The following is an 11,987-nucleotide window of genomic DNA, read 5'->3' on the forward strand; positions in this document are numbered from 1 at the left end:
GTTCGTGCACGCTCATCCCGATGACGAAACCATTGCGACGGGTGCGCTGATTGCGGAACTGGTGGCCCGGGGCATCCGGGTGTCGCTGCTGACCGCCACACGCGGCGAGCAGGGCGAGGTCGTGCGCGGGCCGCTGTCGGTGCTCGAGGGCACGGATGCGCTCACCCGGGAACGCGAACGGGAGCTCGCCGGTGCCGCGGCGGCCCTCGGCATCGACGGGCGGTTCTGGCTGGGAACGCCGCCCGCGCGCGCCGCGGGCCTCGAGCCGCGCGCGTACCGGGACTCGGGCATGACCTGGATCCGTCCGGGGCTGGCCGGGCCGGCCGACGACATCGACGGCGACGCCCTGGTGCGGGCGCCGCTCGGCGACGTGACCGCGGATGTGGCCGCGCTGATCGGGCAGCTTCGGCCTGCCCTCGTGATCAGCTACGACAACGCTGGCGGGTACGGGCATCCGGATCACGTCCGCATGCACGAGGCGGCGGTTGCCGGTAGTCGTTTGGCGGGGGTCGCGTTTGCCGAGGTGGTGCAGGTGGGGGTGGATGGTGCTCCATCGGGTGCGGGTGCCGCGGGTACTGCCGGTGCGGCGGGTGCTGCCGGTGCTGCCGGTGCTGCCGATGCTGCGGGTGCTGCCGAGTGGTTCGACCTGTCGGCGCACCTCGCGACGGTCACGGCTGCCCTGCGCTGCCACGCGAGCCAGCTCACCGTCGACGGTGACCACATCGTGCACTCCGGCGGGCAGCGCGAGCCGATCATCACCGTGGTGGGGCTGCGGCTGCTCTGAGGTCGGCCGCACCGACCTGCGCCCGTCTGCGGGGTCTGCGCTGGCTTCCGCTGGTCAGCCGCCGGCCTGGTGTGTGGCCCCTCGTGCATCACTCCTGCAAATCCTGCGGAATAGGCCCGAAAACACGGTGGAACCGGCTCCCGGCAGCCAAATTGCCGGAGTTAGCCAGGGAGGGCGCCGAGACTCCGACGGCTGACGACGCGGGTGACGGATGCCCCGCGCGGCGGATGCCCCGCGCGGCGAACCCGACCGCAACTGTTGCCGTTCCGGACAATTGTTGCCAGTACGCGGGCAACAGCTGTCCGGAACGGGAACAGTTAGGCGGGGTTGGGCTACTTATCCCGGACCGGCGGGGCCGCCGCAGCCGCGAGCGTGGGCGGCAATCGGCATCCGTCGTCACGTAACTTCGGAGAAAACGCGAGATGCAGCCTTCGGTGGCCGCTTGAACGGAATGTCCCGGAAAGCTCAAACGTCAGCGGCGCGCGGCGGCCCCGGCCGCGACTGTTGCCGTTCCGGACAATTGTTGCCAGTACGCGGGCAACAGTTGTCCGGAACGGGAACAGTTAGGCGGGGTTGGGGTCCGGGTGCGGCGAGAGCGGCGAGACCGGCGAGAGCGGCGAGACCGGCGAGACCGGCGGGACCGGCGGGACCGGCGGGACCGGCGAGACCACGGGCGCCGTGCGGGACACCCGCGCCCGCGGATGCGCCGTCGTGTACATGTCGCGCAGGGTATCCGCGGTGACGAGCGTGTAGATCTGGGTGGTGGCCACCGAGGAGTGGCCGAGCAGCTCCTGAACCACGCGCACATCGGCCCCGCCCTCGAGCAGGTGCGTCGCGAAAGAGTGCCGCAGCGTGTGCGGCGAGACGTGCCCCTCGAGGCCGGCGCGTTCGGCCGCGGCCCGGATGATCAACCACGCGTTCTGCCGGCTGAGCCTCCTGCCGCGCAGTCCCAGGAACAGGGCCGGCGTCGCCGGTCCACGGGCGGAGAGCAGCGGTCTCCCCCGCACCAGGAACGTGTCGATGGCCGCGCGCGCGTAACTGCCGACCGGCACGATGCGCTGCTTGTCGCCCTTGCCGGTGAGGCGCACCACCTCGGGATCGAGCACATCGTCCACATTGAGGTTGACCACCTCCGAGACGCGGGCGCCCGTGGCGTAGAGCAGCTCGAGCAGCGCCTTGTCGCGCAGGTTGTGCACCTCGTCGCCGTCGGTCGCCGCGAGCAACAGCGTGACCTGCTCGATCGAAATGGCCTTGGGCAGCCGGGTGTCGAGCTTCGGCGGCTTGGACTCGTGGGCGACATCCGTGTCGACCACGCCCTCCTCGAGCAGAAATCGGTGAAACCCGCGCACGGTCGAGAGGATGCGCGCGATCGACGCCGCGGTCAGCGGCGACTCCTCGCGGGATCCCAAGAACCGCACGTAGTCGGAGATGTGCTGCCGGGTGACGTCGGCCAGCCCGGTCAGGTGCGCGTCCGCCAGCCACCGGCTGTAGATGGCCAGGTCACGCCGGTAGGCGGCCACCGTGTTGGTGCTCAGGCCGCGTTCGATCGCGATGTGCCGCAGATACGAGTCCACGGCCGCCGCGACGACCCCACCGGCAACTCCCGGAGCAGGCGGACCGCCCACACCCGTGACGCCCCGGCCAGCAGGAACACCGGCCGCACCGCTCACACCACCAGTCGAGGCCAACCGGTCACACCGTGTGGTCCCAATTGACCGGATGCCGCGGCCACGGCTCATCCGCCGCCCCGAGAGTGCTCCAGCCACGCGCGCGGGCTGCCTGGGCGGCAAGCACCCCGATCACCAGCGGCGGGTTCTGCACCCGGCGGGCCAGCACGGCATCGACACAGTCATCGAGCGGCACCCAGCGCACCTCGATGTCGGCTTCCTCCTCGGTACGTTCGAAGACCTCCGGAGCCGCGGCGAGGCCGCGCGCCAGGTAGATGCGGATGACCTCGTTGCTGCCGCCGGGCGAGGTGGCGAACTCACCGAGCACATTCCACTCGGTGGCGACGAGGTCGGCCTCCTCGGCCAGCTCGCGCTGGGCTCCGACGAGCGGATGCTCGCCGTCTTCGTCGAGCAACCCGGCCGGCAGCTCCCAGTCGCGCGTGCGCACGGGGTGCCGGTACTGCTTGATCAGCAGCACCTGGTTGTGCTCGTCGAGGGCGAGGATCGCCACGGCGCCCGGGTGGTCCAGGTACTCGCGCATGATGCCGGAGCCGTTATAGCCGAAGGTGTCGCGGCGGACATCCCACACCTTGCCGTCGAAGGCGATCTCGGTGGCTGTGACCGGGGCGAATGCGGGCTCGTCCGCCAGCATGGACGGGCCCGAGCCGGTGGAGTTGTCGGCGCTGACCGATCCCTCGGCCACGGCGTCAGACAACTGCCGGGACGTCGAGATCGTCGACGGCGTCGGACGCCTCGACCTCGAACAGGCGGCTGGCCTGCTGGCGGTCCAGCGCCGCGCTGATCAGGCCACGGAACAACGGATGCGCGTGGCTGGGCCGGCTGCGCAGCTCCGGGTGCGCCTGCGTACCGACGTAGAACGGGTGCTCCTCGCGCTTCAGCTCGACGTACTCGACCAGGTGGCGGTCGGGTGAGGTGCCCGAGAACCACAGGCCGGCATCCGCGATCTGAGAGCGGAACGCGTTGTTGACCTCGTAGCGGTGGCGGTGACGTTCGGACGCCTCGGAGGCACCGTAGAGCTCGGCCACGATGGATCCCTCGGCCAGGGCGGCCGGGTAGAGGCCCAGGCGCATGGTGCCACCCAGGTCGCCGCCCGCGATGATCTCGACCTGCTCTTCCATGGTCGCGATCACCGGGAACTCGGTGTCCTCGTCGAACTCCGAGGAGGATGCGCCGGTGAGGCCGGCCTTGTTGCGGGCGTATTCGATGACCATGCACTGCAGGCCCAGGCAGAGGCCGAGCACGGGGACGCCGTTCTCGCGGGCGAACTTGAGGGCGCCGAGCTTGCCCTCGATGCCGCGCACGCCGAAGCCGCCGGGAACGCAGATGCCGTCGAGCTCTCCGAGCAGGCGGTTCGCGCCCTCCTCGGTCTCGCAGTCGTCGGAGGCGATCCAGGTGACTTGGACCCTGGTCTGGTTGGCGAATCCGCCGGCGCGCAGCGCTTCGGTGACCGACAGGTAGGCGTCGGGCAGGTCGATGTACTTGCCGACCAGTCCGATGGTGACGGTGTGCTGGGGCTCGCGCACGGCGTCGAGCACCTTCTGCCAACCGGTCCAGTCGACGCTGGTGACGGGCAGGCCGAGATGGTCGGTGATGTACTTGTCCAGGCCCTGGTCGTGCAGCATGGTGGGGATCTCGTAGATGCTCGGCACGTCGACCGCGTTGACCACGGCGTCTTCGTCGACGTCGCACATCAGCGCGATCTTGCGCTTGTTCGAGTCGGAGACGGGCCGGTCGCTGCGCAGCACGAGCGCATCCGGTTGGATGCCGATGGAACGCAGGGCGGCGACGGAATGCTGGGTGGGCTTGGTCTTCTGCTCCCCCGCGGCGCCGAGGAACGGCACCAGCGAGACGTGCACGAAGAAGACGTTGTTGCGGCCGAGTTCGTGGCGTACCTGGCGTGCCGCCTCGAGGAACGGCTGGGACTCGATGTCGCCGACCGTGCCGCCGATCTCGGAGATGATCACGTCGGGGCGCAGCTCGTCGCTGGCCTGCAGGCGCATGCGGCGCTTGATCTCGTCGGTGATGTGCGGGATGACCTGCACGGTGTCGCCGAGGTACTCGCCGCGGCGTTCCTTGGCGATCACCTGCGAGTAGACCTGGCCGGTCGTGACGTTCGCGGCCTGGTTGAGGTTGATATCGAGGAACCGCTCGTAGTGCCCGATGTCCAGGTCGGTCTCAGCACCGTCGTCGGTCACGAAGACCTCGCCGTGCTGAAACGGGTTCATCGTGCCGGGGTCCACGTTGAGATAGGGGTCCAGCTTCTGCATGACCACGCGGAGTCCGCTGGCCGTGAGGAGATTGCCGAGGCTCGCCGCCGTCAGGCCCTTGCCCAAAGAAGAAACGACACCACCGGTCACAAAGATGTGTCGTGTCGTGTCGTTGCGTACTGATTCGTCCGTGCTTTTATTTTCCACCACGGGCTTCGACTCTAGCATTGAGGGCTGACCTATCGGTTGGCGCGGGCGAGGTTCATGAGCTCCCGGGCATGTTCGAGTCCGCTCGCGGAATCGGGCAGGCCGGAGAGCAGGCGGGCCATTTCGGCGGCACGCTCGTCGCCGTGCAGCTGGCGCACGCTGCTGGCAGTGACGGAGCCGTCGCTGTCCTTGACGACGCTGAGGTGGTTGCCGGCGAACGCGGCCACCTGGGCAAGATGGGTGACCACGATCACCTGTGCGGTTTCGGCGAGCCGGGCCAGCCGGCGGCCGATCTCGATCGCCGCGGCGCCGCCCACCCCGGCGTCGACCTCGTCGAAGACGAAGGTCGGCACCGGGTCGGCCTGGTTGATGACGACCTCGATCGCAAGCATCACCCGGGACAGTTCGCCACCGGAGGCCCCGCGGGCCAGCGACCGTGGCTCCGCCCCCGCGTGCGGGCGCAGCAGAATCTTCACGAGGTCGCGTCCGGTGGCGGTGATCTCGGCCCGGCCGTCGACCTCGACCAGCAGCGACGCGTTCGGCATGGCCAGGGCGGCCAGTTCGGCGGTGACGGCCGCACCCAGGGCCTCTGCGGCAGCGCGACGGATGCCGGTGAGCTGGTCGGCGAGGCCGTCGGTCGACTGGCGTGCGGCATCCGTTTCGGTGCGGAGCGTGTCGATGCGGTCGGAGTCGCTGTCGAGTTCGAGCAGGCGGGCACTGCCGGTGTCGAGGGAGTCGATGGCTTCGTCAAGGCCGCCCGCGTACTTGCGGGCCAGGCCGGTGAGCTCCGAGCGGCGCTCCTGGACGACCTCGAGTTCGCGGGCACCATCGGCGTCGAGGCCGGCCAGGTAGCTGGAGAGCTGCGCGGCGATGTCGGCAACCAGGAAGCCGGCGTTCGCGAGTGCCTCGGCCAGGGGCGGCAGGGCCGGGTCGTGCTCGCCGGCCCGTTCGAGCTGGCGCCGGGCGGACTCGAGCAGGGCGACGGCGTCGGGCATCTCGTCGGGGTTCTCCTCGGCGGAGAGCAGCTCCCGGGCCTGGGCGGCCGCGATGCGCAGCTCCTCGAGGTTGCCGAGGCGTTCGGCGCGTTCGCTGAGCGACTCGTCTTCGCCGCGCTGCGGGGCGACGAGTTCGATCTCGTCGATGGCGGCACGCAGCGTGTCGGCCTCGCGGGCGCGCTGGTCCTGCTCGTCGACGAGTCGGTCGAGCTCGCCCTGGTGGCCCTGCCAGCGGTGGTAGGCCCGCTGGAACAGGTCGAGGGTGTCGGCGAGCGTCGGCCCGGCGAAGCGGTCCAGGGCTGCAGCCTGGGCGACGGCCGAACGCAGACGCACCTGGTCGGACTGGCCGTGCACGACCACGAGCTCGCCACCGAGGTCACTGAGCACGCCGGCGGGGGCGCTGCGCCCGCCGACCACGGCCCGGCTGCGTCCCTCTGCGGACACCGAGCGGCTGAGGATGAGTTCGGGTCCGTCGAGGTCTCCGCCGGCGTCCCGCACGCGGGTGGCGACGGTGCCGTCGGCGGGGATCAGCCAGCGGCCCTCGACCCAGCTCTGCGGCTGGCCCTGCCGCACCAGTCCGGGGTCGGCACGCTGGCCGAGCAGCAGGCCGAGGGCGGTGACGACCATGGTTTTGCCGGCGCCGGTCTCGCCGGTCACGGCGGTGAATCCGGGGCCGAGCGGCAGGGTGGCCTCGGCAATGACACCGAGGTCACGGATGACGAGTTCCTCGATCATGCGGAACTCCTATTCACGGCCGACCGGGCCTCTCCAGCCCGTGACGGGCAGGTTGAATTTGTTGACCAGTCGGTCGGTGAACGGGCCGCTGTGCAGGCGGGCCAGGCGAACGGGAATCGGTGAACGGCGAACGATCACGCGGGAGCCCGGCGGCAGGTCGTGCACGCGGCGGCCGTCGGCGCAGAGCACCGCGGCCCCGCCGGTGCGGGCGAGCACCTCCACGGCGAGCGACGAGTCCGGGCCCACGACGAGCGGGCGGGCGAAGAGGGCGTGGGCGCTGAGCGGCACCAGCAGCAGCGCGTCGAGCGTCGGCCAGACGATCGGGCCGCCACCCGAGAAGGCGTAGGCGGTGGAGCCCGTGGGGGTGGACATGACCACGCCGTCGCAGCCGAAGGAGGAGAGCGGGCGGCCGTCGACCTCGATGACGACCTCGAGCATCCGTTCACGGCTGGATTTCTCGACTGTGGCCTCGTTCAACGCCCAGGTCTCGTAGATCACCTGATCGCCGAGCTTGACCCGAACGGCGAGGGCCATGCGTTCCTCGACCAGGTAGTCGCGCAGCAGGGCCCGGCGCACGGCCTCACCGAGGTCGTCGCGCTCGCTCTCGGCGAGGAAGCCTACGTGGCCGAGGTTGATGCCGAGCAGTGGGGCCGAGCAGCCGCGCACGATTTCGGCGGCACGCAGGATGGTGCCGTCGCCGCCGAGCACGATCACGAGTTCGAGTTCGGTGGTCGCGACGCCCTCGTGCAGGATCGCGATCTGGTCGTCGAGGTCCGGGCAGTGCGCGAGCAGGTCGGCGCGCTCGTTGCGGGCCAGAACCGGCACGGCTCCGGCGGCCAGCAGCTGCTGGCAGACGGTGACGGCGGCCTCGAGGGAATCCGTGCGGCCGGTGTGCGCGACGACGAGGATGTTGCGTGGTGCTGCACTCATTTAGTCACTCCCACCAGCGCCGTTGTGCGTTCGATCCATTCTGTCGGATTGCTGCCGACCGCGCTCGACAGCCAGCACAGGTACTCGCGGTTTCCGGCGCCTCCGGCGATAGGCGAGGCGATCAAACCGTTCGTCTTGAGGCCGAGGTCCCACGCCGCCCAGAGCACACCGGCAATCGCGTCGGCGCGGAGGCCCGGATCGTGCACGATGCCCTCGCGGATACTGCCCTTGCCGACCTCGAATTGCGGCTTGATCAGCAGCACGAAGTCGGCACCGTCGGCGGCGGTCGCCACCAGGGCCGGCAGGACGGTGGTCAGGGAGATGAAGGAGAGGTCCGCCACGACCAGGTCGGCGCGCTGCGGCACGCCGGAGGCGGCCGCGATCTTCTCGGCCGTGGCGTAGCGCAGGTTGAACCCCTCGACGAGCACGAGTCGCGGCTCGGTCGCCAGCTGCGGGGCCAGTTGCCCGTGCCCCACATCCACCCCGATGACCTGGCCGGCGCCGCGTTCGAGCAGCACCTGGCTGAAGCCGCCCGTGGACGCACCGGCGTCGAGCACCGTGCGGCCCTCCACCGGAATGGCGAAGGCGTCGAGGGCGGCGATGAGTTTGTGGGCGCCGCGGCTGACGTAGTGGTCGGTGGCCGCCACCTCGATCAGCTGGGTGTCCCGCACCTTGGCGGATGCCTTGACGACGGGCGTGCCGTCGACCGTGACCAGTCCGCCCACGATCAGCTGCGCGGCGACGGTGCGGGACCGGGCCAGACCGCGCTCGGCGACGGCCGAGTCGAGGCGCTGGTCGGGCATCCGCTCGTCGGCAACGCCGGGGTCACTGGCACTGGTGTCGGGGGCGTCATCATCGGGGGCGTCCATCGGGGTTCCGTCGACGTCGGTCATGAGTGGCTCGCCCGGGGAACGTCTCCCCCTTCGAGGTGGCCCCGCAGCCCGTCGTGCTCCTGAACGTACGCGGCGGCGCGCTCCTCGAGGGGCCGGTCTTCGATCGCGGCGAGCCTCGCGGGAAGATCCTGGGTTACGTCGTCCGTCGTCACGTGGGGCTGATTCACCCTCTCCACGTTACCGTCCGAGATACAGTCGCTCCGGAACAGTGAGCCCGTAGATGGGCCGACCGGATGCCCAGATCGCGGCGCAGGCGGCGCGGAGCAGGTTGATCGCCCCGTCACCCTCGGCCACGATCGTGACGTCGGCGCCGACAATGCGCACCGTCGCCCCGTTCACCGTGGCGGAGGAGCCGTCCTTGGAGAACACCGTCTGCGGGTAGGGCTCGTGCAGCTGGCGCAGGTCGTCGAGGATATACGTCGGCCGCGACTGGGCGTCGGCGGCCAGGGTCTGCTTGGCCTTGTCGATGCCGGTGAGCACCAGTGCGGCCGGAATGCCGGCCCGGTTCGCGCCGAGGATGTCGGTGTCGAGGCGGTCGCCGATGAACAGGGGCGCCTGCGCATCGAAGCGGGTGACGGCCTCGGTGAAGATGGCCACCTCGGGCTTGCCGGCCACGATCGGCAGGCGACCGACGGCGATGTGCACGGCGGAGACGAGGGTGCCGTTGCCGGGCGCGATCCCCCGGGCCACCGGGATGGTCCAGTCGGTGTTCGTGGCGATCCACGGGATCTCCACTCCATCCTCGTTCGGGTGCAGGGCGAACGCGGCCTCGGCCAGGTCCTTCCAGCCGAGGTCGGGCGAGAAGCCCTGGATCACGGCGGCCGGAGCGTCATCCGCCGAGCGGGTGACGACGAAGCCACCCTTCTCGACCTCGGTCAGCAGGCCTTCGCCGCCGATCACGAGAATGCGCGATCCGGCCGGCACCTCATCCGCGAGCAGACGCACGGCGGCCTGCGGTGAGGTCACGACATCCGTCGCCACCGTGTGCAGGCCCAGTTCGGATAGGTGGTCCGCCACGGACTGGTCGGTGCGGGACGCGTTGTTGGTGAGGTAGCCGACCCGCATGGTTTCCGCCGCACGGTTCAAGCTCTCGACCGCGAACGGGATGGCCGCCGGACCGGCGTAGACCACGCCGTCCAGGTCGGCCAGAACCACGTCGACGCCGGTGAGCGGGGTGACCGGCTCAGGCACGCGGCGACGCCTGAGCATCGTGCTCCGCCTCGTCGGTGGAGTCGTCGGCGTCATCCGCGAACTCTTCGTCCGAAACGTCGGTCGCGTCGTCGTCGTCGGTGTCGTCGGGCTCTTCCTCGTCGATCTCGAGGATCTCCATGGTCTCGTCGAAATCGGTCACGCCGGACACGGCAGCGTCGGCCCGTTCGGCCCGCTCGTTCCACAGTTCGGCTGCGTCGTCGCGGCCCAGCTCGCCGAGAACCTCGGCGTAGGCGGCGAACAGCTCGGCGCTGTAAGAGAACGCGGTCTTCGGGTCCAGCTGCGGGATCTCGAGCTCGCTGAGCGCGGCCTCCGTCTCGCCGAGGTCCAGACGCGCCCCGGACATGGCGATCGCCAGGGCAACCTGAACGGATGCCGGCAGCGAGGCGCGCTCAACGGAGCGTCCCAGCTCTAGCGCCCGGTCCGGGCGGCCCACGCCGCGCTCACTGTCCACCATCAGCGCAAGCTGATCGTTGGAACCGGAGATGCGGCGATAGGTGCGCAGTTCTCGCAGCGCCAGGGCAAAGTCGCCCGTGGCGTAGGCGGTGATCGCGAGGCTCTCGCGCACTACGGCGATCCGGCCGGCACGACGGGCAGCCGACAGGACGTGGCGGTGAGCCAGCTCGGGGTCTTCGTCGATGACGCGGGCCGCCATGGCCAGGTGGCGGCCGACGGCCTCGGCGTTGTCCTTGCTGAGGGTCTTGAGCTCGTTGCGGGCGATCCGGTCGAGGTCCTGCGACGTGATGTCGTCGGGCAGCTCGGGGTCGTCGTGGCGCGGGCGCACCGAACGAAGCTCGCGCTGCATGCGCTGCTCTTCAGTCATCTCCTCTTCGACGACACGGGCATCGCGGTCACCGCGGGCCGGGGCACCGTCACGGGTCCACAGCTTCTTACCAGCGTCTCCGCGCGGAGCTCCGGCACGGTTCGGCGAACCGCCGCGCTGGGTCCAGGGCTTCTCGCCGCCCTGCTGCGGGCGATCGCTGCGCTCGGGACGGGCGCCGTCCTTGGCCCAGGGCTTGCGCTCCCCGCCGCCGGAGGGACGATCGGAGTTGCCCCGGTACGGAGGACGCTCACCCTGCTGCGGACGATCAGAGTTGCCCCGGTAGCCACCGGCAGAGGGACGGTCCGAGTTACCACGGTAGGGGGGACGCTCACCCTGCTGCGGACGCTCGGAGTTGCCCCGGTGAGGAGGACGCTCGCCACCCTGCGGGCGTTCAGAGTTGCCCCGGTAAGGAGGACGCTCGCCACCCTGCGGGCGTTCAGAGTTGCCCCGGTAGCCACCGGTAGCGGGACGGTCCGAGTTGCCACGGTAAGGGGGACGCTCACCCTGCTGGGGACGGTCAGTGTTGCCACGGTAAGGGGGACGCTCACCATCACGCTGGGGACGGTCCGAGTTGCCACGGTAACCTCCCGTGGCCGGGCGGTCGGAGTTGCCGCGATAGGGAGGACGCTCACCATCACGCTGGGGACGGTCAGTGTTGCCACGGTACGGAGGACGCTCACCACCGTTGGACGGACGCTCGGAATTTCCACGGTAACCGCCCGTGGAGGGACGATCGGAGTTCCCGCGGTAGGGAGGACGCTCGCCACCCTGCTTTGGACGCTCGGAATTACCGCGGTAAGGGGGACGCTCACCGTCACGCTGCGGACGGTCGGAACGGCCCTGGTAACCCCCGTTGGAACGACGATCGTCTCGTCCGCCGTCGCGTGATTCGTTGTCGTGCGTTCCTGAAGGGCTCACTGTGTCTCCTGTGTAATTTGACCTGTCATTTCGACAGACCTTTCAAGACTAACTCAACGCCAAATGACCACCCGTCTGGGAGGTCATTTTGGTCGATTCCGTTCACCTCCGGCGGTGTCATACCGGGCCGCGGCGAGTGTCCCCTTTCCGGTCGAGAGTGGTGGCTCTACGGGCACTTTCGACCGGACGGAGACACTCACTCCGGCTTACCGCAGGGAAATCACCTCGAGGGTGGCCAGCTGTCATCGGTGGAGGTGTGCCCTCCCCACGGGGTGGCGAGGTTCGTGCCGCCCGGTGTGGAGGTGAGCGCCCGGTGTGGAGGTGGGCGCAGGTAGAGCGTGCGTCGACTTTCAAAGGATGCGCCGGCGGGGCGGCTTGGCCGGGCCGTGTGTGTGTGGCTAACTCAGGATATCCGTTGCCCGCCGTGACCGGCTGCCGCGGATCGGTGCGGCACGGGTGCGGATGCCCGGTGCGGCCTGGTTGGATCTCCTGAGTTGGCCACGACCGCTACCGGATGGTGTGCCCCGCCGGGTGGGTGGGGCGGGGTGGTGGTTAACGCACAATGGCCACCCGTGAGGGTGGCCATTGTGTGTGTTGC

Annotated in this window: 11 protein-coding genes; 2 read left to right on the forward strand and 9 right to left on the reverse strand. The window is 69.9% G+C overall.

The features are described from left to right. Positions 1-4 precede the first annotated feature (4 nt). Complete coding sequence (locus E3O18_RS16155) at positions 5-784, forward strand: PIG-L family deacetylase (protein ID WP_166784925.1); 780 nt, start codon at positions 5-7, stop codon at positions 782-784. A 563-nt stretch (positions 785-1,347) separates the two neighbouring features. On the opposite strand, the gene xerD is transcribed toward E3O18_RS16155, so the two are convergent. The 9 genes from xerD to E3O18_RS12795 form a co-directional block, all read right to left on the reverse strand. After that, positions 1,348-2,409: a site-specific tyrosine recombinase XerD gene (gene xerD, locus E3O18_RS12760; protein ID WP_277870893.1), complete on the reverse strand. Its 1,062-nt coding sequence runs from the start codon at positions 2,407-2,409 to the stop codon at positions 1,348-1,350. Between the two features lie 67 nt (positions 2,410-2,476). Then, positions 2,477-3,103 (reverse strand): NUDIX hydrolase, encoded by a 627-nt coding sequence (locus tag E3O18_RS12765; protein ID WP_134395847.1) that lies wholly within the window; start codon positions 3,101-3,103, stop codon positions 2,477-2,479. Between the two features lie 55 nt (positions 3,104-3,158). Next, positions 3,159-4,907: a CTP synthase gene (locus E3O18_RS12770; protein ID WP_134418234.1), complete on the reverse strand. Its 1,749-nt coding sequence runs from the start codon at positions 4,905-4,907 to the stop codon at positions 3,159-3,161. A gap of 11 nt (positions 4,908-4,918) precedes the next feature. Continuing rightward, positions 4,919-6,616, reverse strand: a complete 1,698-nt coding sequence (gene recN / locus E3O18_RS12775) for a DNA repair protein RecN (protein ID WP_134418235.1) — start codon at positions 6,614-6,616, stop codon at positions 4,919-4,921. 9 nt (positions 6,617-6,625) lie between these two features. Continuing rightward, positions 6,626-7,546 carry an NAD kinase gene (locus E3O18_RS12780; protein ID WP_134395770.1) on the reverse strand — a complete coding sequence of 307 codons (921 nt, stop codon included), beginning with the start codon at positions 7,544-7,546 and terminating at the stop codon, positions 6,626-6,628. Then, positions 7,543-8,349 carry a TlyA family RNA methyltransferase gene (locus E3O18_RS12785; protein WP_134395845.1) on the reverse strand — a complete coding sequence of 269 codons (807 nt, stop codon included), beginning with the start codon at positions 8,347-8,349 and terminating at the stop codon, positions 7,543-7,545. The genes E3O18_RS12780 and E3O18_RS12785 overlap by 4 nt, the downstream gene beginning before the upstream one ends. 86 nt (positions 8,350-8,435) lie before the next feature. Then, positions 8,436-8,606, reverse strand: a complete 171-nt coding sequence (locus E3O18_RS16160) for a hypothetical protein (RefSeq protein ID WP_158252131.1) — start codon at positions 8,604-8,606, stop codon at positions 8,436-8,438. A 10-nt stretch (positions 8,607-8,616) separates the two neighbouring features. Next, the gene (locus E3O18_RS12790; RefSeq protein WP_241976578.1) at positions 8,617-9,648 is read right to left on the reverse strand and encodes an HAD-IIA family hydrolase; all 1,032 of its coding nucleotides are present in this window, start codon (positions 9,646-9,648) and stop codon (positions 8,617-8,619) included. Continuing rightward, a complete protein-coding gene (locus E3O18_RS12795; protein WP_241976577.1) occupies positions 9,623-10,453 on the reverse strand; it encodes a hypothetical protein in 831 nt (276 codons plus the stop codon). Before E3O18_RS12795 ends, E3O18_RS12790 begins: the two co-directional genes overlap by 26 nt. Between E3O18_RS12795 and E3O18_RS12800 the strand changes: the two genes are divergently transcribed. Then, entirely contained in the window at positions 10,418-11,359 is a 942-nt protein-coding gene (locus E3O18_RS12800; protein WP_134395767.1) for a hypothetical protein, read from the forward strand. The two genes, E3O18_RS12795 and E3O18_RS12800, sit on opposite strands and share 36 nt — an antisense overlap. The last annotated feature ends 628 nt before the right edge of the window (positions 11,360-11,987 follow it).

It is taken from the genome of Cryobacterium sp. TMT2-42-4 (assembly GCF_004402645.1).
Classification (GTDB): Bacteria; Actinomycetota; Actinomycetes; order Actinomycetales; family Microbacteriaceae; genus Cryobacterium; species Cryobacterium sandaracinum.